The sequence below is a fragment of the Pseudomonas sp. 5.2 genome (genome assembly GCF_059025405.1).
In genome coordinates this window covers 254514-274529 of record NZ_JBYBHH010000005.1, presented here as the reverse complement: position 1 = coordinate 274529, position 20016 = coordinate 254514, and the positions used below count along the sequence as shown (strand labels likewise).

Annotated in this window: 18 protein-coding genes; 17 read left to right on the top strand and 1 reads right to left on the bottom strand. The window is 64.5% G+C overall.

The genetic code is table 11. The annotated features are described in order from the left end of the window. Nucleotides 1–18 precede the first annotated feature (18 nt). The 17 genes from AC5PZ0_RS10525 (at nucleotide 19) to ureG (ending at nucleotide 19152) form a co-directional block, all read left to right on the top strand. A complete protein-coding gene (locus AC5PZ0_RS10525; RefSeq protein ID WP_493854860.1) occupies nucleotides 19–984 on the top strand; it encodes a LysR family transcriptional regulator in 966 nt (321 codons plus the stop codon). A gap of 164 nt (nucleotides 985–1148) precedes the next feature. Further along, nucleotides 1149–2690 (top strand): UxaA family hydrolase, encoded by a 1542-nt coding sequence (locus AC5PZ0_RS10520; protein ID WP_493854859.1) that lies wholly within the window; start codon nucleotides 1149–1151, stop codon nucleotides 2688–2690. A 35-nt stretch (nucleotides 2691–2725) separates the two neighbouring features. Beyond that, nucleotides 2726–4306 (top strand): aldehyde dehydrogenase (NADP(+)), encoded by a 1581-nt coding sequence (locus AC5PZ0_RS10515; RefSeq protein WP_493854858.1) that lies wholly within the window; start codon nucleotides 2726–2728, stop codon nucleotides 4304–4306. A gap of 16 nt (nucleotides 4307–4322) precedes the next feature. Continuing rightward, entirely contained in the window at nucleotides 4323–5393 is a 1071-nt protein-coding gene (locus AC5PZ0_RS10510; protein ID WP_265968107.1) for an Ldh family oxidoreductase, read from the top strand. A 26-nt stretch (nucleotides 5394–5419) separates the two neighbouring features. After that, a complete protein-coding gene (locus tag AC5PZ0_RS10505) occupies nucleotides 5420–6637 on the top strand; it encodes a fumarylacetoacetate hydrolase family protein (RefSeq protein WP_493854857.1) in 1218 nt (405 codons plus the stop codon). Nucleotides 6638–6734: 97 nt separating this feature from the next. Continuing rightward, nucleotides 6735–8042: an MFS transporter gene (locus AC5PZ0_RS10500; protein ID WP_493854909.1), complete on the top strand. Its 1308-nt coding sequence runs from the start codon at nucleotides 6735–6737 to the stop codon at nucleotides 8040–8042. 93 nt (nucleotides 8043–8135) lie between these two features. Further along, nucleotides 8136–9785 carry a VRR-NUC domain-containing protein gene (locus AC5PZ0_RS10495; protein ID WP_275751354.1) on the top strand — a complete coding sequence of 550 codons (1650 nt, stop codon included), beginning with the start codon at nucleotides 8136–8138 and terminating at the stop codon, nucleotides 9783–9785. Further along, the gene (locus AC5PZ0_RS10490; protein ID WP_493854856.1) at nucleotides 9782–12043 is read left to right on the top strand and encodes an ATP-dependent DNA helicase; all 2262 of its coding nucleotides are present in this window, start codon (nucleotides 9782–9784) and stop codon (nucleotides 12041–12043) included. The genes AC5PZ0_RS10495 and AC5PZ0_RS10490 overlap by 4 nt, the downstream gene beginning before the upstream one ends. A gap of 260 nt (nucleotides 12044–12303) precedes the next feature. Next, nucleotides 12304–13218, top strand: a complete 915-nt coding sequence (locus AC5PZ0_RS10485) for a site-specific integrase (RefSeq protein ID WP_027594757.1) — start codon at nucleotides 12304–12306, stop codon at nucleotides 13216–13218. Between the two features lie 369 nt (nucleotides 13219–13587). Next, the gene (locus tag AC5PZ0_RS10480) at nucleotides 13588–14421 is read left to right on the top strand and encodes an urease accessory protein UreD (RefSeq protein WP_493854855.1); all 834 of its coding nucleotides are present in this window, start codon (nucleotides 13588–13590) and stop codon (nucleotides 14419–14421) included. 10 nt (nucleotides 14422–14431) lie between these two features. After that, complete coding sequence (locus tag AC5PZ0_RS10475; RefSeq protein WP_493854854.1) at nucleotides 14432–14734, top strand: urease subunit gamma; 303 nt, start codon at nucleotides 14432–14434, stop codon at nucleotides 14732–14734. A 19-nt stretch (nucleotides 14735–14753) separates the two neighbouring features. Then, nucleotides 14754–15071, top strand: a complete 318-nt coding sequence (locus tag AC5PZ0_RS10470; RefSeq protein WP_027594760.1) for an urease subunit beta — start codon at nucleotides 14754–14756, stop codon at nucleotides 15069–15071. Further along, entirely contained in the window at nucleotides 15068–16771 is a 1704-nt protein-coding gene (gene ureC / locus AC5PZ0_RS10465; RefSeq protein ID WP_275751362.1) for an urease subunit alpha, read from the top strand. Before AC5PZ0_RS10470 ends, ureC begins: the two co-directional genes overlap by 4 nt. A gap of 10 nt (nucleotides 16772–16781) precedes the next feature. Next, nucleotides 16782–17279 carry an urease accessory protein UreE gene (ureE, locus tag AC5PZ0_RS10460; protein ID WP_027594762.1) on the top strand — a complete coding sequence of 166 codons (498 nt, stop codon included), beginning with the start codon at nucleotides 16782–16784 and terminating at the stop codon, nucleotides 17277–17279. Between the two features lie 18 nt (nucleotides 17280–17297). Further along, entirely contained in the window at nucleotides 17298–17843 is a 546-nt protein-coding gene (locus tag AC5PZ0_RS10455; RefSeq protein WP_099429542.1) for a HupE/UreJ family protein, read from the top strand. Further along, nucleotides 17843–18517 (top strand): urease accessory protein UreF, encoded by a 675-nt coding sequence (locus tag AC5PZ0_RS10450; protein WP_265968116.1) that lies wholly within the window; start codon nucleotides 17843–17845, stop codon nucleotides 18515–18517. Before AC5PZ0_RS10455 ends, AC5PZ0_RS10450 begins: the two co-directional genes overlap by 1 nt. Nucleotides 18518–18528: 11 nt before the next feature. Beyond that, nucleotides 18529–19152 carry an urease accessory protein UreG gene (ureG, locus tag AC5PZ0_RS10445; RefSeq protein ID WP_010953755.1) on the top strand — a complete coding sequence of 208 codons (624 nt, stop codon included), beginning with the start codon at nucleotides 18529–18531 and terminating at the stop codon, nucleotides 19150–19152. Nucleotides 19153–19290: 138 nt separating this feature from the next. Here the strand turns inward: ureG and AC5PZ0_RS10440 are convergent, their stop codons facing one another. Then, nucleotides 19291–20016 (bottom strand): DUF899 domain-containing protein, encoded by a 726-nt coding sequence (locus AC5PZ0_RS10440; RefSeq protein ID WP_493854853.1) that lies wholly within the window; start codon nucleotides 20014–20016, stop codon nucleotides 19291–19293.

Genomic DNA, 20016 nt, shown 5'->3' with positions numbered 1-20016 from the left:
TTTCGAGGTTGCCCTCTGATGCCGTCGGACATTACCCACTCCAGCTTCTGCAACTGGGTCCGCTACAAGCACCTGGTGCTGATCGACACCCTGGCGCGCACCCGCAACATGCACGCCACCGCTACGCGGATGAACCTCAGCCAGCCGGCGCTGAGCAAAATGCTGCGTGACCTGGAGGAGCAGTTTGGCTTCGCCTTGTTCGAGCGCCTGCCACGCAGCATGCCGCCCACCGAGCTTGGCGAGTATGTGGTGCGCTACGCCCAAGGGGTGTTGGGCGACTCGCAGCAGTTTGTCGACCAGGTCAACCGGCTGCGCAAGGGTGGGCACGGGTTCATCCGGGTGGGTGGTATTTTTGCGGCCACCCCCGTGGTGCTGCCTCAAGCCATTGCCGCCATCAAGGCACGCAGCCCGTTGCTCTCGATCGAAGTGGTCGAGCACTCCAGTGACCACCTGTTGGCCATGCTGGAGCAGAACAAACTCGACATCATGATCGGCCGCTTCACGGAAGAACGCTTCAGTCAGCTGTTCGACTATCAGCCCCTGGAGCCCGAGCCCTTCAGCCTGGTGGTCAACAGCCGCCACCCGCTCAATGCACTGGCCAGCACCCCGGTGGAGGCACTGGGTGAGTGGCCCTGGGTGCTTTACCCCGTGGGCACGCCAATTCGCAATCGCCTGGAACAGGCCTTCAGGGTGGCTGGTATTGCCACACCGGCAGACAGCGTCGAGACCATCTCGATGCCGATGTTCCTGCAGTTGCTGCAATCGGGCCCGATGATCGCGATGCTGCCCAGGTCGATGGTCGCCGCACAGCTGAGCAGCGGCCAGTTCAAGGAACTGCAGAGCCCCTTGCACCTGCCCGCGCTGGAGTACGGCATCGTCACCCGCAAGGACGAGCCGCTGACCCCGTCGGCCCACGCATTCGTCGACATTCTGCTCGACTTCGCGCAGCAACGACGTACCGCGCAGGGCACAACAAGCGATTGATAAATCACCACCGATAGACGGTATTGATAACCCTGGGTTATCGCGTGATCGGATCATCTCATTGGGAATGTTGCGCAAGGCTTCTTACAGTGGTCGCAGATTCGCCCGGTATCGAACGGGCGACGCCATAACAAGAAGTCAGCCGCAACGCCTTGAGAGGTCCCATGCAACTGATTGCCCGCTCTGGTGACCTTGCCGTCATCCGCCTCAACCCGCTGGACAACGTTCTCATCGCCCGCCAGGCACTGCCTGAAAGCCTGTTCCTGGACGCAGAAGGGATCATCGTGCGCCAGGCGATCCCCTCAGGCCATAAAGTCGCCACCCAGCGCGTGGAGCAGGGCCAGCCCCTGCGCCGCTATGGCCAGATCATCGGTTTTGCTTCACAGGCCATCGACGCCGGCGACCATGTTCACGTGCACAACGTGCAGATGGGTGATTTTGCCCGCGACTATGCCTTTGGCGTCGATGCCCGCAGCACGCCGGTCGCTGAGGCGGTGTTCCAGGGCATTGTGCGTGCCGATGGCCGGGTAGCCACCCGCAACTACATTGGCATTCTCACCTCGGTGAACTGTTCGGCGACCGTGGCCCGGGCCGTGGCCGACCATTTCCGCCGCGACATCCACCCCGAAGCGCTGGCCGACTACCCGAACATTGACGGCGTGGTGGCCTTGACCCACGGTGCCGGCTGCGCAGTGGACCCTTCCGGTGAAGCCTTGGGCCTGTTGCGTCGGACCTTGGCCGGCTATGCCGTACACCCCAATTTCGCGGCCGTGCTGATCATCGGCCTGGGTTGTGAAACCAACCAGATCGAAAGCCTGCTGGAGACCCAAGGGCTTACCACCAGCACGCAACTGCGCGCCTTCACCATCCAAGGCATTGGCGGCACCTCGAAGACCATCGCCGCTGGTATCGAGCAGGTCAAGGCGCTGTTGGCCCAAGCCAACCAGGTTGAACGCGAGCCGGTCAGCGCCCGCCACTTGATCGTTGGCCTGCAATGCGGTGGCTCCGATGGCTACTCGGGGATCACCGCCAACCCCGCGTTGGGCAATGCCGTCGACCGCCTGGTGGCGGCCGGTGGCACCGCGATTCTGTCTGAAACGCCGGAAATTTATGGCGCTGAGCACCTGCTGACCCGTCGCGCCGTAAGCCGCGAAGTCGGCGAGAAGCTGGTGGCGCGCATCCACTGGTGGGAAGACTACTGCCAGCGCATGAACGCTGAACTGAACAATAACCCGTCGGCCGGCAACAAGGCGGGCGGCCTGACCACCATCCTCGAGAAGTCGCTGGGTGCGGTGGCCAAGGCCGGCTCCAGCAACCTGGTCGACGTCTACCAGTACGCCGAAGCGGTACGCGCCCATGGGCTGGTGTTCATGGACACGCCGGGCTACGACCCGGTCTCGGCCACCGGCCAAGTCGCAGGCGGCGCCAACCTGATTGCCTTCACCACTGGCCGCGGTTCGGCCTACGGCTGCGCCCCGGCGCCGTCGATCAAGCTGGCGACCAACAACCGGGTGTTCGAGCACCAGGAAGAGGACATGGACGTCAACTGCGGTGGCATCGCCGATGGCTCCACCAGCATCGAAGAGCGTGGCGCGTACATCTTCGAACAGATGCTGCGCATCGCCTCTGGCGCGCGCAGCAAAAGCGAACAGCACGGCTACGGGCAGAACGAGTTCGTGCCCTGGCAGATCGGCGCCGTGACCTGATCGACAGCCCACTCCCGAATTTGAGGCAACCTTTTATGCACGTTAGCGGATACAACTTCATTGCAGGCCAGCGCAGCGCGCTGGGCCAGACCTTGGTCTACAGCGTCGACGCCCACACCGGCCAGCGCCTGCCCGGCGGTTTCTATCAGGCCACCCTGGCCGAAGTCGACAACGCCGTGGGCGCGGCCTCGGCGGCTTTCCCGCTGTTTCGTAACCTGCCAGCGGTGCGCCGCGCCGAGTTCCTGGAGGCCATTGCCGACGAGCTCGACGCCCTCGGCGAAGACTTCATTGCCTTGACCTGCCAGGAAACGGCCCTGCCTACTGCCCGGATCCTGGGCGAGCGGGGGCGTACCAGCGGGCAGATGCGCCTGTTCGCCCAGGTGCTGCGCCGTGGCGACTTCTATGGCGCCCGCATCGACCAGGCCCTGCCTGCCCGCACGCCGTTGCCACGCCCAGACTTGCGCCAGTACCGCATCGGTGTGGGCCCGGTGGCGGTGTTCGGTGCCAGCAATTTTCCGCTGGCGTTCTCCACAGCGGGTGGCGATACCGCCGCAGCCCTGGCGGCCGGTTGCCCGGTCGTCTTCAAGGCCCACAGCGGCCACATGGCCACTGCCGAACGCGTAGCTGAAGCAGTGGTTCGTGCTGCCGAACGCACGAACATGCCAGCCGGTGTGTTCAACATGATCTTCGGTGGCGGGGTTGGCGAGGCCCTGGTCAAGCACCCCGGCATCCAGGCCGTCGGGTTTACCGGGTCGCTCAAGGGTGGGCGTGCGCTGTGCGACATGGCGGCGGCACGGCCGCAGCCGATTCCGGTGTTCGCCGAAATGTCGAGCATCAACCCGGTGCTGGTGCTGCCCCAGGCCTTGGCCTCGCGCGGTGCGCAACTGGCCAAGGACCTCACCGCGTCGGTGGTGCAGGGCTGTGGCCAGTTTTGCACCAACCCGGGTTTGGTCCTGGGCATTCGCTCCCCAGCGTTCAGTGCCTTTGTCGAGCAGTTGGCCGGGCACATGGCAGAGCAAGCGCCGCAGACCATGCTCAACGCTGGCACCCTGGGCAGCTACGGCAAGGGCCTGCAGGCCTTGATTGCCCACCCTGGGGTCAAGCGGTTGAGTGGCCAGGCGCAACACGGTAACCAGGCCCAACCGCACCTGTTCGAGGCCGATGTCAGCCTGCTGCTGGAGCAGGACGAGTTGCTTCAGGAAGAAGTGTTCGGCCCGTGCACGGTGGTGGTGCAGGTTGCCGATGAAGCCGAGCTTATGCGCGCGGTGGCAGCCTTGCGCGGCCAACTGACCGCCACGCTGCTGGCGGACGATGCCGACCTGGCGGCCTACGGCTACTTGCTGGGTGCATTGGAAGTAAAGGTCGGTCGCGTGCTGCTCAATGGCTACCCCACCGGGGTCGAGGTGTGCGATGCCATGGTCCACGGCGGCCCATACCCGGCCACTTCGGACGCCCGCGGCACTTCGGTCGGCACCCTGGCCATCGACCGCTTCCTGCGCCCGGTGTGCTACCAGAACGTGCCTGACGCCTTGCTGCCTGCCGCCTTGCAGAACGCCAACCCGCTGGGCATCCAGCGCCTGGTGGACGGCAAGCCCAGCAACGCAGCCCTGAACTGACCGTGGAGTGACAGGCATGACGCAAACCAAACGGTATGACGTGCAGGCGCTAACCCGGTTCGTCGAGCAACTGTTCGAAAAAGCCGGTGCCGATGCCGAGGTCGCCCAGGTGGTGACCCAGGTATTGCTCGAAGGCGAACTGCTGGGCCATCGCACCCATGGCCTGAACCTGGTCAGCCGCTATATTGGCGGCATGCTCAGCGGGCAAGTGAAGGCGCAGGCTCAGGCGCTGGAGCAGGTGTCGGACAGCGGCATCTCCAGCCTCTTCGACGGCCATTACGTACTTGGCCCGTACTGTGTCAGCCGCGCCCTAGAGTGTGCGGCCAAAGGTGCCAGCGCACAGGGCATCGGCATTGCCGTGGTGCGCCGGGCTGCGCACATTGGCTGCCTGGCGGCTTACCTCAAGCCTTATACCGACCGTGGCCTGGTGGCCATGGTGTATTCCTCGGACCCGTCCGTGGGGCTGGTCTGTGCCCATGGTGGGGTCGACCCGGTGTTCACGCCCAACCCGATTGCCGCCGGCATACCGACCCAGGGTGAGCCGATCCTGCTGGACGTGAGCATGTCTACGGTGACCCTCGGCCTGGTCGGGCAGTGCCGTGATGCGGGCAGCCGGCTGCCGCACCCGGTGCTGATGAGCAACGATGGCCACCTGAGCGATGACCCGCGTGACTTCTTCACCACGCCCCAGGGCAGCATTCTGCCACTGGGTGGTCAGGCCTTTGGCCACAAGGGCTTTGCCCTGGCAATCCTGGTCGAGGCACTGACCTCGGCATTGGCCGGCCATGGCCGCAAGGACGCCCCGGACCAGTGGGGCGCGTCGGCCACCGCGGTGGTCATCGACCCGCGCTTTTTCGGCGGCTTGCAAGCGTTTACCGACGAAACCAGCTTTCTTGGCAGGTTGATCGTGGCCAGCCGACCGGTAGACCCCGAGCGCCCGGTGCGCCTGCCTGGGCAAGCCGGCCTGGCGTTGCGCCGACAAGCCTTGGCTCAGGGCCTGAGCCTGTCGCAGCCAGTGCTCGACGACCTCGACCGGCTGGCCGAGCAGTTGCAGCTGGCGACCCGTTCGCAGGCGCTTTCCCAATGAATGACAATGACAACAAGGGTGCACCCATGACAGACCAATTGAATGCCAACCAGCCACTGCCGCTAAGCCACGACCTTGCCGTGTTCGACACCGGCAGCTGGGTGGGGCGCGTCTGGCTGCCGGATCAAGGCCCCGCCGTGGTGCTGGTCAAGGCCGGCGCCGTGCACGATATCAGCGCCCATGTGGCGACGGTTTCGGCCCTGCTGGAAGTAGCCGACCCGGTGGCCTACCTGCGTGCGTTGCCATTGGCCGACGCGTTGATCGAGTTGCCGGCGCTGCTGGCCAACAGCGACCCTGGTCAACGTGACGCGCGCTTGCCTTGGCTGTTGGCACCGATCGACCTGCAAGCAGTGAAGGCTGCCGGCGTCACCTTCGCCGCCAGCTTGCTGGAGCGAGTGGTGGAGGAGCAAGCCAAGGGCGACCCGGCCAAGGCCGATGCCATTCGCGACACCCTGGCCAGCCGGATCGGTGCGGACCTCTCGCAGATCATCCCGGGCTCTGCTCAGGCCGAAGCGCTGCGCAAGGTCCTGGTGGAGCAGGGCCTGTGGTCGCAATACCTGGAGGTGGGCATCGGCCCGGATGCCGAAGTCTTCACCAAGGCGCAGCCACTGTCGGCGGTCGGGCATGGCGCCGATATCGGTATCCACCCCAAGTCGAGCTGGAACAACCCGGAACCGGAAGTGGTACTGGCGGTGTCGAGCGACGGCAGCATCAAGGGCGCCATGCTCGGCAACGATGTCAACCTGCGCGACTTCGAAGGGCGCAGTGCCTTGCTGCTGTCCAAGGCCAAGGACAACAACGCCTCCACCTCGCTGGGGCCATTGCTGCGCCTGTTCGACGAAAGCTTCAGCCTGGACGATGTGCGTAACGCCGAAGTGGACCTGCGTGTCGAGGGCCAGGACGGCTTCATCCTGTCCGGCCGCAGCTCCATGCGCCAGATCAGCCGCGACCCCCAGGACCTGGTGCAGCAGACCCTCAACGAAAACCACCAGTACCCCGACGGCCTGGTGCTGTTTCTCGGTACCCTTTTCGCGCCCAAGCAGGACCGCGACCAGCCAGGCAACGGTTTTACCCACAAGCCCGGCGACTTGGTCGCCATCAGCAACGCGCAACTGGGCACCCTGTGCAACCGCGTCACCACCAGCGACCTCGCGCCGCAGTGGGGCTTCGGCCTGCGTGCGCTGATCGACAGCCTGAGCCGGCGCGGCCTGCTCGAGGCGGCGGTAACTGCGCGTCAACCTTGAGGGTTGCCGCACCAAGGATGAACGCAACAGGACCGACGGATCGCCAAGGCGCTGAAGGCGCCGCAACAATAATAATAAAGGCCCCCCAATGAACCCTATGAAGAAGTATCAGCGCCTCACCGTTGTCTTCCTGCTGTTGATTGGCATCGTCAACTACCTGGACCGTAGTGCGCTGTCGATCGCCAACACCTCGATCCAGAAAGACATGATGATCAGCCCCTCGCAGATGGGCATTCTGTTGTCGGCCTTCTCCATTGCTTATGCCTTTGCCCAGTTGCCGATGGGCATGATCATCGACCGCCTGGGCAGCAAGATCGCCCTCGGCGCCTCGTTGCTGGCCTGGTCGGTGGCCCAGGCCACCTTTGGCATGGTCAGCAGCTTTGCCGGTTTCATGGGCTTGCGCGTGTTGCTGGGGATTGGCGAGGCGCCGATGTTCCCTTCGGCGGCCAAGGCCTTGTCGGAATGGTTCGATGCCAACGAACGCGGCACGCCGACCGGTATCGTCTGGTCCTCGACCTGCCTTGGCCCATGCCTGGCGCCACCCTTGCTGACGCTGTTCATGGTCAATTTCGGCTGGCGCGGCATGTTCATCATCACCGGGTTGATCGGTGTGGTGCTGGCGGTGTGCTGGTTGAGCTTCTACAAGAGCAAGGCGCAGTACCTGGCTGAGCTCGCTGCGCAAGGTAAACCGTTGCCTACCGAGTCCAAGCAGCCGCTGCCTGCGGCCAATCCACAGGCGCCGAAGGTGTCGTACTTTGCGGGTTGGCTCGACTTGTTCAAGCACCGCAGCACTTGGGGGGCGGTACTGGGCTTCATGGGCGTGATCTACATGCTCTGGCTGCACCTGACCTGGCTGCCCGGCTACTTCGAGCGTGAGCACGGCCTGGACCTGTACAAGACTGCCTGGGTGGTTTCGCTGGCCTATGGCTTCGGCGCGGCGGGCACGATCGTCGCCGGGCGCTTCTGCGACTTGCTGGTCAAACGCGGCATGAGCATTCTTGGCAGCCGCAAATTCAGCGTGATCACCGGCCTGGTGCTGGCGGCGCTGTTCACCTTGCCGCTGTCCTTCGTCAGTGGCCTGACCGGCTGTGTGATCCTGCTTTGCCTGGCGCTGTTCAGCATCAACATGGCCAGTGCTACCGCGTGGATGATCGTCAACACCATCGTCGACAGCCCGCGGGTGGCGTCGTTTGGCTCGATCCAGAACTTCGGCGGCTACATTGCGGGCTCCGTGGCACCGATCGTCACCGGCTTCAGCATCCAGTACTCGGGCTCGTTCAACACGGCATTCATGATCAGCGCGATCGTGGCACTGTGCTCGGCGGTGGCTTACTTCCTGCTGCTGAAGGCACCGATCGGCAGTGCCAAGGCCGAGGCGGGGCCGATGGTTGGGGTGACCGAGTAACAGCCCTACTGCGCCACTGGACCTACGGCACTTGTCAGGTGTGGGTATCTGTATGTATAACCAGTACCCACATTCACTGCCCGACCTTGCCCCGTGATCGCCCATTCTGTCGACGACCCGTTCTATTACCTGCATAACTTCCGCCAGGTGCTGCTATGGGTCGAGCAGCGCTATGACGACCTGCTCGATGACCAGGAGCTGGCGTTCATCCAGGCGTTTACGCAATTGGACGCGCCGGCGCAGGCCTTGATGGTGCGTATGGTCATGCGCAAGGGCGAGCTGTTTCGCAGTGACAAGCTGACCTATGCCGAGATCGGCGATACCGCGCTGGCCTTGCAGCCGTTGCAGGCGTTGGGTTGGGTTCGGGAGCCTGCGCATCTGGAGCTGGAGCAGCTGTTCAGCTTGCTGCGCAAGGACGAACTGGCATCGTGCTTCGCCGCCCAATTGAGCCGGCCGCGCGCCGCCAAGCACGACTTGCTCGCACAGCTTCAACCCCTGGGGCTAACGGCCAGGCCGTTGCAGGCGTGGTTCCCCGGCAGTGACGTGCGCATTTTCCAGTGGTGCCTGCAGCCGCTGTGTGACCGCATGCGCCTGTTGTTCTTCGGCAACCTTTACCAGGACTGGTCGGATTTCGTGCTTGCCGACCTGGGCTTGCTGCGCTACGAGCACGTACCTTTCAGCACCGATTCCCGCGCCTTGCGCCATCGCGCCGAGGTCGATCTGGCCATGGCCTTGCACCAGTGCGCCGAGCGGCTGGAGCAGGGCGATGACCCGCTGTCGATTCTGGGCGCGATGGCAGGGCTGCACAGTGACAACCCTTGGTTGGCCCGGCGCCATGCGCGCCTGCTGTTTGCCCTGGGCCAGCAATGCGAGCGCCAGGGCGACTGGGACCAGGCCATGGCTGTCTACGGCCAGTGCAGCCATGCGCAAGCGCGAATCCGTCAGGTGCGTGTACTGGAACGTAGCGAACAATGGCCGCAGGCCCATGCACTGGCACAGCAGCTGGCCGCGGCCCCGGCCAATGCGCTGGAGGTGCAGGCGCTCGAACGCATGCTGCCGCGCCTGGCCCGCAAACTCGGCGGCCCGCCACAACGTCGCCAGCGTGCTGCGCCGCTGCACTTGATCGAACTTGAGCTGCCGCGTGAACACGCAGCCCTGGGTGTGGAGGAGGCTGTGCGCCAGCACTTGGCCGAGGCCGGCGGGCAGGTCCATTACGTGGAAAACACACTGTTCAACAGCTTGTTCGGCCTCTTGTGCTGGGAGGCGATCTTCGCGCCGGTACCAGGTGCCTTTTTCAACCCGTTCCAGGCCGCGCCACAAGACCTGCACGACAGCGACTTCCAGCAACGGCGCAGTGCGCTGTTCGACCGCTGCCTGGGGCGGCTCGACGAGGGTAGCCACCGCCAGGCCATTCTCGATTGCTACGCCGCCAAGCACGGCCTGCAGTCGCCGTTCGTGTTCTGGCCGATGCTCAGCGAAGCCTTGCTCGAACAGGCACTGGCTTGCCTACCGGCCGCGCACCTGAAGCAGTGCTTCCTGCGCCTGTTGCAGGACATCCGCAACAACCGCGCCGGGATGCCTGATCTGATCCAGTTCTGGCCCGAGCAGGGCGGCTACCGCATGGTCGAGGTCAAGGGGCCGGGCGACCGCCTGCAAGACAACCAATTACGCTGGCTAGAGTTCTGCCGTGCCCAAGGTTTGCCCGTTGCAGTGTGCCATGTGCGCTGGAGCGAGGCGGCGTGAGCTACAGCGTGGCGGTGCGCGCCCTGTGCGAGTTCAGTGCCAAGGTTGGCGACCTGGACCTGCGCTTCACCCCGTCGCCCACGGCCCAGGAAGGCATCGAGGGGCACCGTCGGGTAGTGGCGCGGCGTGCGGCTGATTACGAGTCGGAAGTGGCCCTTGAGGGGCAGTTTGAAAGCCTGCGGGTGCGAGGCCGGGCCGACGGTTACGACCCCAATTGCAACCGCTTGGAAGAGATAAAGACCTACCGCGGCGACCTTGCGCGCCAGCCGGCCAACCATCGCCAGCTGCACTGGGCCCAGGCCAAGGTCTACGCCTGGTTGATGTGCCAAGCGCGGCAATTGCCGGCCATCGAAGTGGCCCTGGTGTACCTGGACGTGGACAGCGACGGCCAGACGCTGATCAGCGAGCACCACACGGCTGCCGCGCTGCAAGCGTTCTTCGAAACCCAGTGCCGCTGCTTTCTGGCTTGGGCGCAGCGTCAGCAAGGCCGACTGGCCGAGCGTGACCGCGATCTGCAGGCGCTGGGGTTTCCCTATGCGCAATTCCGCCAGGGCCAGCGGCAATTGGCCGAGACCCTGTACAAGGCCGTCAGCACCGGCCGCTGCCTGATGGCCCAGGCCAGTACCGGTATCGGCAAGACCCTGGGCACCTTGTTCCCGTTGCTCAAGGCGATGGTGCCGCAGCAGCTCGACAAAGTGTTCTTTCTGACGGCCAAGACGCCGGGCCGTGCGCTGGCCCTCGATGCCATGCGCCAGATCACCGATGCCACGCCGCAACCGGCCTTGCGCACCTTGGAGCTGATTGCCCGCGACAAGGCCTGCGAGTACCCCGACAAAGCTTGCCATGGCGAGTCCTGCCCGTTGGCGCAAGGCTTCTACGACCGCCTGCCCGCCGCGCGCGAGGCTGCAGCAGCGGTGCCGTTGCTGGACCGTGCCAGCCTGCGCGAGGTGGCCTTGGCGCATCAGGTTTGCCCTTATTACCTGGGCCAGGAAATGGCCCGCTGGGTCGACCTGGTGGTGGCCGACTACAACTATTACTTCGATGCCCATGCCTTGCTGTTCGGCTTGGCCCAGGCTAACCAATGGCGGGTGGCGGTGCTGGTAGACGAAGCGCACAACCTGGTCGAGCGCGGTCGCGGCATGTACAGCGCCAGCCTCGAGCAAGGCCAGTTGCTCGCCTTGCGCCAGAGCAAACCGCAAGGGCTCACCCATGCACTGGACCGCCTCAACCGGCAGTGGAACGCGTTGTACAAAGAGCAGCGTGCACCGTATCAGGCCAGCGAGCAGTTGCCGGAGGCCTTCATACGCGCCCTGCAGCAGTGCATCGGGCTGATCCAGGAGCGCATGAATCAGGCGCCAGCCGAGGTAGATGTGCAGGTGCTGCAGTTCTTCTACCAGGCGTTGCAGTTCAGCCGGGTGGCTGAATTGTTCGACGAGCATTTCATCTTCGACATCAGCCAGCGCGAAGGCCAGCGCAAGCGGCGCCTGGCCACCCTGTGCCTGCGCAATGTCACCCCGGCGCGGCTGCTGGCCCCACGCATGCAGGCGGCGCGCAGTGTGACGCTGTTTTCCGCCACGCTGAGCCCTCGGCATTTCTACAGCGACTTGCTCGGCATGCCGGCCGACACGGCCTGGCTGGAAGTGGCAGCGCCGTTTCGCGCCGAACAACTCGAAGTACGCATCGCCAGCCAGGTCTCGACCCGTTACCGAGAACGCCAGGCTTCGCTGGCGCCAATCGTCGCGCTGATCGCCGAGCAGTACCAGCGCATGCCCGGTAACTACCTGGCCTTTTTCAGCAGCTTCGAATACCTGCAACAGGTGGCCGGCTTGTTGGCAGAGCGGCATGCCGACATTCCCCTGTGGGCGCAGGCGGCAGGCATGGATGAAGAGGCGCGTCAGGCATTTCTCGATCGCTTCGTGGCGGATGGCTGCGGGGTGGGTTTTGCGGTGCTGGGGGGCGCGTTCGGGGAAGGGGTCGATTTACCCGGCACGCGCTTGATCGGGGCGTTTGTCGCGACCCTCGGGCTGCCCCAGGTCAACCCTGTCAACGAGCAGTTCAAGCAGCGCCTGGGGCGCCAGTTTGGCGCAGGCTTTGATTACGCCTACCTCTACCCAGGCGTGCGCAAGGTCATTCAGGCGGCGGGCAGGGTCATTCGGGGGGACCAGGACCAAGGCGTGCTGGTGTTGATCGACGAACGCTTTGCTGAACCGCGGGTTCAGCAGATGTTTCCCAGTTGGTGGCGGTCGGGCGGTGCCTGACGCTTGCCGCTGCCCTTGGCGCCGTTCACCGCTGGTCAAACTGTGGACGGGTAGGCGGGCTTGGGTTCGTTATGCGGGCGTCAGTTGGGGTAACATTACCCTCCGCGCCGTCTTCAAACCCCTTGAATATCAAGGTGATGGCACTGCTCCAAGCCCGAATGGCCATGCGTTGTCATTTGGGCTTGCTTTCATGTCGAATAGACTCGCTTCACGCTTTGGCTGCCCCCGTACCGGTCAAGCGTCGCTACAGGATTCACGTTGTGACCGATCTCTCGAAAAACCCGCTGCTGCAGTACATGGCCCGCCTGGCGCCGTCGAGCCAGCAAACCATGCGCTACATCCTTCAGGACGCGGCCGACCGGCTGGGTTTCGTCGACTGCAACCTTGTCGATGTACCGTGGCACTTGCTTGAACCTGGGCATGTGATCGGCCTGGTAGCGGCATTGCGCGAGGATGGTTACGCCCCTAACAGTTCGTCGCTGTATGTGAATGCGGTGCGTGGGGTGATGAACGAGGCGTGGCGCCAGGGCCTGATCGATCATGAGCAGCTGTTGAGAATCCGCGAGGTCAAGCCGGCGACCGGTAGCCGCCTGCCCCCGGGGCGCAACCTGCGGCGCAGCCTGATCCGTGAGTTGATGGACGTGTGCGCGGCCGACCCTCGGCCGCAAGGTGTGCGCGACGCGGCGATCATTGCCTTGCTGTACGGCACCGGCATGCGCAAGTCGGAGTCGGTCGACATCGACCTGGACCAGGTCGACTTCGATGCTCGCAGCCTGCAGGTACTGGGCAAGGGCAACCGGCAGTTGATCAAGTATGCGCCGCCTTGGGCGTTCGAAAAGCTGCAGGCGTGGCTGGACCTGCGTCGCAACGATTTGCCGGAGGGGGCAGCGGACGACCCGTTCCTGTTCAACCGCATTCGCCGGGGCAACCACATTACCCGCGCCCGCATCACCAAGCATGCGATCTACTACATTGCGCGCCAGCGCGGTGCCCAGGTGGGGGTGAAGATCATGCCTCATGATTTTCGCCGTGCGTTCATCACTCGGGTTATTGAAGAGCACGACCTGTCGATTGCCCAGAAGCTCGCGCACCATGCCAACATCCAGACCACGGCCAGTTACGACCGCCGGGATGACAACGAACGGCGGCGGGCGGTAGACCGCTTCGATTACTGAAGCCTCACTGCATAGCTGTCTGTAGGAGCAGCCTTGTGCTGCGAAGAGGCCGGTGTAAGCACCTGTAATCTCCACTGCTTGCACCGGCCTCTTCGCAGCACAAGGCTGCTCCTACAAAAAACAAAGCTCATTACATTCCGGCACCGAAACAGGGCCTTCGTGCGCCCTCGCTTTGTGCGCGCCACCCCTGTGTGCCCGATGCCAGAGCGGTCGCGCTGACGATTTCATTTTTGTTCACCTGCGTAGTTGGCCCGCAACCTGCTATATCCAGCCTGAGAATTTGATCGAGTGGTCAGGCTGGCAGCCCTCAAGCGCCGCCTGCCTGGCCCTCTAAACGGCCACCAGGCCACGGATATCAGGGGCCGCAGGATGTCGCTCGCGGAGCAGATCGAACAACAACAAGACGACGCAGGCTGGAGCGCCTTCCTGCAGTTGCGCTTTACCCAGCGCGACGGTGTGACCCGCCTTGGTGCGCGGCGGCATTTTGGACCTCTTTTGGTGCAGCGGCCTTTCTATCCCGAGGGCGCGCCGTGCCATGTCTATGTGCTGCATCCGCCCGGCGGCATCGTTGCCGGTGACCGGCTGGAACTCGACATCCACCTTGAACCTGGCAGCCACGCCTTGCTGACCATGCCCGGCGCGAGCAAGTTCTACCGCAGCATTGGCCCGACCGCACGGCTGGCCCAGCGTTTTCACCTGGCCGCCGACAGCACCCTGGAATGGCTGCCTCAAGACAGCATTTTCTTCGCCGGTGCCCGTGCCAGCCTCGACAGCCGCTTCACCCTGGCGCCAGGCGCCCGGTTGCTGGCCTGGGAAACCCTGTGCCTGGGCCGCCCGGTGATGAATGAGCGCTTCGATCACGGCGCCCTCGACAGCCGCTTGCACATCGAAATGCCCGATGACCCAGGCCTGTACGAGCGCCTGCGCATCGAAGGCGGGCAATTAGGCAAGCTCGCTGGGCATCCCTTGGTCGCCACCTTTTGCGCCGCCCCGGCGGACCCTGCGCTGCTGGACCACGTCCGGGCCTTGCTCGATGAGCTGGACAACCCCGCTGGTGCCACCCTGATCGGCTCGCTGCTGGTCATCCGCCTGCTCGACCACGACAACCAACACCTGCAACACACCTTGCAACGCCTCTGGCATGCCTTGCGCCCGGCCGTCCTCGGCCTGCCAGCATGCCCGCCGCGTATCTGGGCTACCTGAGAGAAGCGCCATGGAGCTGACCCCAAGAGAGAAAGACAAACTGCTGCTGTTCACCGCCGCGTTGCTGGCGGAGCGGCGCCTGGCCCGCGGCCTGAAACTCAACTACCCGGAAGCGGTGGCGCTGATCAGTACCGCCGTGCTCGAGGGCGCCCGGGATGGCCGCACGGTGGCCGAGCTGATGAGCCTGGGCCGTGAAGTGTTGAGCCATGAGCAAGTTATGCCTGGCGTCGCTGAAATGATCCACGACGTGCAGGTCGAGGCGACCTTCCCCGATGGCACCAAGCTGGTGACCGTGCATGACCCCATCGTCTGATACAGCCCAGGAGCCCAGCATGATCCCAGGTGAAATCCAGGTCGCCGGCGGCGACATCGAGCTTAATAGCGGCCGCGCGACGGTGAGCGTCAGCGTGGCCAACCACGGCGACCGGCCCGTGCAGGTCGGCTCGCACTACCACTTCTACGAGGTCAACGACGCACTGGTGTTCGAGCGTGCGCCTACCCTGGGCTTTCGCCTGGACATTCCAGCCGGCACCGCCGTGCGCTTCGAGCCGGGCCAGGCCCGCACCGTGCAACTGGTCGCCTATGCCGGCAAGCGTGAGGTCTATGGCTTCCAGGGCAAGGTGATGGGCGCACTGGAGGGCAGGGCATGAGCCGTATTTCCCGCCAGGCCTATGCCGACATGTTCGGCCCCACCGTGGGCGACCGCGTGCGCCTGGCCGATACCGCGCTGTGGGTAGAGGTCGAAAAAGACTTCACCGTGTATGGCGAAGAGGTCAAGTTCGGCGGTGGCAAGGTCATCCGCGATGGCATGGGGCAAGGCCAGATGCTGGCGGCCGAGGCCATGGACCTGGTGCTGACCAACGCGTTGATCATCGATCACTGGGGTATCGTCAAGGCAGACATCGGCGTCAAGCACGGCCGCATCGCTGCCATTGGCAAGGCCGGCAACCCCGATGTGCAACCAGGGGTCACCGTGCCAGTCGGCCCAGGCACCGAGGTGATCGCTGCAGAAGGCAAGATCGTCACCGCTGGCGGCATCGACTCGCACATCCACTTCATCTGCCCGCAGCAGGTGGAGGAGGCCCTTACCAGCGGCGTCACCACCTTCATCGGTGGCGGCACGGGGCCGGCCACCGGTACCAACGCCACCACCTGCACCCCTGGCCCGTGGTACCTGGCGCGCATGCTCCAGGCCGCCGACAGCCTGCCCATCAATATCGGCCTGCTGGGCAAAGGCAATGCGTCGCGCCCCGAGGCATTGCGCGAGCAGATCGCGGCAGGCGCCGTCGGCCTGAAACTGCACGAGGACTGGGGTTCGACCCCGGCAGCCATCGACTGTTGCCTGGGCGTGGCCGAGGAAATGGACATCCAGGTGGCGATCCACACCGACACCCTCAACGAGTCCGGTTGCATCGAAGACACCCTGGCGGCCATTGGCGACCGCACCATCCACACCTTCCATACCGAGGGCGCGGGCGGTGGCCACGCGCCAGACATCATCCGCGCCGCAGGGCAGGCCAACGTGCTGCCGTCCTCGACCAACCCGACCTTGCCGTACACCGTCAACACTGTCGACGAGCACCTGGACATGCTCATGGTCTGCCACCACTTGGACCCGAGCATCGCCGAGGACGTGGCGTTCGCCGAGTCGCGCATCCGCCGCGAGACCATCGCTGCCGAGGACATCCTGCACGACATGGGCGCCTTCGCCATGACCTCGTCCGACTCCCAGGCCATGGGCCGCGTAGGGGAGGTGGTACTGCGCACCTGGCAGGTGGCGCACCAGATGAAGCTGCGCCGTGGGCCTCTGGCGCCGGACAACAGCTACAGCGACAACTTCCGGGTCAAGCGCTACATCGCCAAGTACACCCTCAACCCAGCGTTGACCCACGGCATTGCCCATGAAGTGGGCTCAGTGGAGGTGGGCAAGCTGGCTGACCTGGTGCTGTGGGCCCCGGCCTTTTTTGCGGTCAAGCCCGCCTTGGTGATCAAGGGCGGGATGATCGTCACCGCGCCCATGGGTGATATCAATGGCTCAATCCCGACGCCGCAACCCGTGCACTACCGGCCGATGTTCGGCGCCTTGGGCGCGGCGCGGCACGCCACGCGGATGACCTTTCTGCCGCAGGCCGCCATGGACAGCGGCCTGGCCGAATCACTCAACCTGCGCAGCCTGATCGGTGTGGCCCACGGCTGCCGACGGGTGCGCAAGGCCGACATGGTCCACAACACCTTGCAGCCGGTCATCGAAGTCGATGCGCAGACCTACCAGGTGCGTGCCGACGGCGAGTTGCTGGTGTGCGAACCGGCCAGCGAACTGCCGCTGGCCCAGCGTTACTTCCTGTTCTGAAGGAGCACAGATGATAGTCCTGACTCGCCGGGTCACCGAACCCGGCTCGCTTGCCGAAACTGGCACCGTCACCCTGGATGTGGACAGCCGAATCAAGAGCCGCCTGCGGGTAACCCTCGACGACGGCCGCGACGCCGGGCTGATGCTCGCGCGCGGCCACCTGCTGCGCGGCGGTGAACTGCTGGCCGATGCCGATGGCAGCCAGGTCATTCGCGTGCTGGCCGCCCCAGAAACGGTTTCGACGGTACGTTGCGCCGACCCCCACTTGCTGGCACGGGCCGCCTACCACCTGGGCAACCGTCATGTGCCGCTGCAGATCGAACCTGGCCTGCTGCGTTACCAGCACGACTATGTGCTGGACGACATGCTGCGAGGCCTGGGCTTGACGGTGGAAACCGAACAGGCGCCGTTCGAACCCGAGGCGGGCGCCTACCAGAGCGCGCCGCACAGCCATAGCCACAGCCATGGCAACGACCACCCGTTCGTGCGCCTGCCTGCCCATTCCTGAACTGCCCTGGAGCCACTGATGAAAAAGACGTTCGCCCTGTTTCTGCTGATGCTGGCGGTGCCGGCCTTCGCCCACCCCGGCCACGACAGCAACCCGTTGCAGGACGGCCTGCTGCACCCGCTGACCGGCCTGGACCACTTGCTGATGCTGCTGGGCACTGGCGTGCTCGCTGCGCTGACCCGACGCAACCTGACCTTGCCCTTGGCAACCCTGGCGGCGATGTTTGGTGGCGCGGTGTGCGGCCATCTGTTTGGGGATGTGTTGGGCATGGAAACGATGATCAGCGTGTCGTTGCTGGTCGCCGCCGGGGCCCTGTTGCTGCCTAGCCGCCAGCTGTTGCTGGCGCTGGCCATGCCGGTGTTCGCCCTGTTTCACGGCTGGGCGCATGGCGTTGAAGCCACGCCCAGCGCGTTCTGGCAATTCAGTGCTGGCTTCGTGACCGTCAGCGGCCTGCTGCTGGTGGCCGGGTTCGCGGTGGGTTGCTTACTGCGCCGCCACAGCGGCCTGCAAAAAGCCTTCGGTGGTGGCCTGCTGGCCGGCGCCGCACTGGTCCTGGCCGGTTGATGGACAGCGACCTGGCGCTGTTGCGCTTGCTGCAACTGGCCAGCCCGGGTTTGCCGGTGGGTGGGTTCACCTACTCGCAAGGGCTGGAATGGGCCGTCGAAGCGGGTTGGGTGAAGGATATCGCCAGCTTCAGTGCCTGGCAGCGCGAGCAGTTGCACGACACCCTGGGCTGCGTCGACTGGCCCGTGCTGGCACGCCTGTATCAGGCCTGCCTGGCCACGGATGCCCAAGCATTCAGCCAATGGAGCCGCTTTCTGCTGGCCAACCGGGAAACCGCGGAGTTGCGCCTGGAAGAACAACAGCGTGGCTCGGCGCTGGCACGCCTGCTCGATGGCTGGCAATTGGGGCAGGACCCCGCCTGGCGGGCCAGCCTTGAACTCAGCCAACTGGGCGGTATGGCCTGGCTCGGCGCCTACTGGTCGATCCCGCTGCGTCAGTTGGCGCTGGGCATTGGCTTCGCCTGGCTCGAAGGCGCAGTGATGGCCGGGGTCAAGCTGGTGCCGTTCGGCCAGCAGGCGGCGCAAACCTTGCTGCGCGACCTTGGCCAGGACTTACCCGCCGTACTCGACCAGGCGCTGGCCCTGGGCGATGACCAGCTCGGTGGCGGCCTGCCATTGCTGGCGATTGCTTCATCGCGACATGAAACCCAATACACCCGTTTGTTCCGCTCCTGAGGACTGCCTTCATGCAAAGCTATCAACAACCCCTGCGCGTCGGTGTCGGCGGCCCGGTCGGTTCCGGCAAGACCGCGCTGCTCGAAGCCCTGTGCAAGGCCATGCGCGATCATTATCAGATCGCCGTGGTGACCAACGACATCTACACCAAAGAGGACCAACGCATTCTCACCGAGGCAGGTGCACTGGAGCCTGAGCGCATTGTCGGCGTGGAAACCGGCGGCTGCCCACACACGGCGATCCGCGAAGACGCCTCGATGAACCTGGCGGCGGTGGAGGCCTTGGCGCGCAAGTTCGGTAACCTTGAGGTTATCTTCGTGGAGAGCGGTGGTGACAATCTCAGCGCCACTTTCAGCCCGGAGCTGGCCGACCTGACCATCTACGTCATCGATGTTGCCGAGGGTGAGAAGATCCCGCGTAAGGGCGGACCGGGGATTACCAAGTCCGACTTCCTGGTGATCAACAAGACCGACCTTGCGCCTTACGTCGGTGCATCGCTGGAGGTGATGGAGCGCGACACCCAGCGCATGCGCCCACAGCGGCCATGGACATTCAGTAACCTGAAAAAGGGCGAAGGGCTGCAGGCGGTGATCGATTTCATCGTCGAACGCGGGATGCTTGGCGTGCGCGGCTAGCCGGCATGCAATACGCGTGTAGGAGCAGCCTTGTGCTGCGAAGAGGCCGGTGAAAGCAGCAAACATTCACTGTGTAGCCGCCGGCCTCTTCGCAGCACAAGGCTGCTCCTACAGGGCAACATTCAGGGCAGGCTTGCATCAGTCATGGCAACAATGCGCCTTGCCGGTCTGCCCTTCATAGCGGTCATGGTGCCGCACCCAGTCCATGGTCCCGGCCTCGTTACGCCCCAACGGCGCAATGTCGAGGAAGTTGTAGGTATTGACCAGAATGTCCAGCCCGCGGGCATAGGTTGAGTACGTGTGGTACACGCCGCCGTCCGCGTCAAGGTAGAACGCACTCAACCCCGGCAACTCGCTTTCGCTGCCTTCATAAGGCTCATAGTTATACTGCCGAGGCCCATCGCTGCCCACGCTGACGCCAAAGTCTTCATTGAACCCGCTACCTGCGGACGAGTACCAGGGAAACTGCCAGCCCATGCGCTGGCGAAATGCCTGGAACTCGGCGTAGGGCGCCCGTGAGACGGCCACCAGCGATACATCGTGGTGCGCCAGGTGCAGGTTCGCGCCGTCAAAATGGTCAGCTAGGAAAGAGCAGCCTGGGCAACCTTCACACCAACCCTCGGCGAACATGAAATGATAGAGCAACAGCTGGCTGCGCCCGGCGAACAGTTGGGCCAGGCTCAGTTCGCCCTCCGGCCCCTGGAATCGATACGGTTGTTCGACCTTCACCCAGGGCAAAGCGCGACGTGCTGCAGCCAGCTCGTCGCGTTGATGGGTGAAGGCTTTTTCGTGCAGCCACAGCTGCCGGCGTGCTGCCAGCCACTGGCTGCGGGAGACCACCTCATGCCTGTTTTCACTGCTCAT

Coding starts and splice junctions, on each gene's coding strand:
- AC5PZ0_RS10470 (WP_027594760.1), top strand. CDS start 14,754: ATGATCCCAGGTGAAATCCAGGTCGCCGGCGGCGACATCGAGCTTAAT.
- AC5PZ0_RS10510 (WP_265968107.1), top strand. CDS start 4,323: ATGACGCAAACCAAACGGTATGACGTGCAGGCGCTAACCCGGTTCGTC.
- AC5PZ0_RS10450 (WP_265968116.1), top strand. CDS start 17,843: ATGGACAGCGACCTGGCGCTGTTGCGCTTGCTGCAACTGGCCAGCCCG.
- AC5PZ0_RS10440 (WP_493854853.1), bottom strand. CDS start 20,016: ATGAGCAGTGAAAACAGGCATGAGGTGGTCTCCCGCAGCCAGTGGCTG.
- AC5PZ0_RS10525 (WP_493854860.1), top strand. CDS start 19: ATGCCGTCGGACATTACCCACTCCAGCTTCTGCAACTGGGTCCGCTAC.
- AC5PZ0_RS10455 (WP_099429542.1), top strand. CDS start 17,298: ATGAAAAAGACGTTCGCCCTGTTTCTGCTGATGCTGGCGGTGCCGGCC.
- AC5PZ0_RS10505 (WP_493854857.1), top strand. CDS start 5,420: ATGACAGACCAATTGAATGCCAACCAGCCACTGCCGCTAAGCCACGAC.
- ureC (WP_275751362.1), top strand. CDS start 15,068: ATGAGCCGTATTTCCCGCCAGGCCTATGCCGACATGTTCGGCCCCACC.
- AC5PZ0_RS10520 (WP_493854859.1), top strand. CDS start 1,149: ATGCAACTGATTGCCCGCTCTGGTGACCTTGCCGTCATCCGCCTCAAC.
- ureG (WP_010953755.1), top strand. CDS start 18,529: ATGCAAAGCTATCAACAACCCCTGCGCGTCGGTGTCGGCGGCCCGGTC.
- ureE (WP_027594762.1), top strand. CDS start 16,782: ATGATAGTCCTGACTCGCCGGGTCACCGAACCCGGCTCGCTTGCCGAA.
- AC5PZ0_RS10500 (WP_493854909.1), top strand. CDS start 6,735: ATGAAGAAGTATCAGCGCCTCACCGTTGTCTTCCTGCTGTTGATTGGC.
- AC5PZ0_RS10515 (WP_493854858.1), top strand. CDS start 2,726: ATGCACGTTAGCGGATACAACTTCATTGCAGGCCAGCGCAGCGCGCTG.
- AC5PZ0_RS10480 (WP_493854855.1), top strand. CDS start 13,588: ATGTCGCTCGCGGAGCAGATCGAACAACAACAAGACGACGCAGGCTGG.
- AC5PZ0_RS10475 (WP_493854854.1), top strand. CDS start 14,432: ATGGAGCTGACCCCAAGAGAGAAAGACAAACTGCTGCTGTTCACCGCC.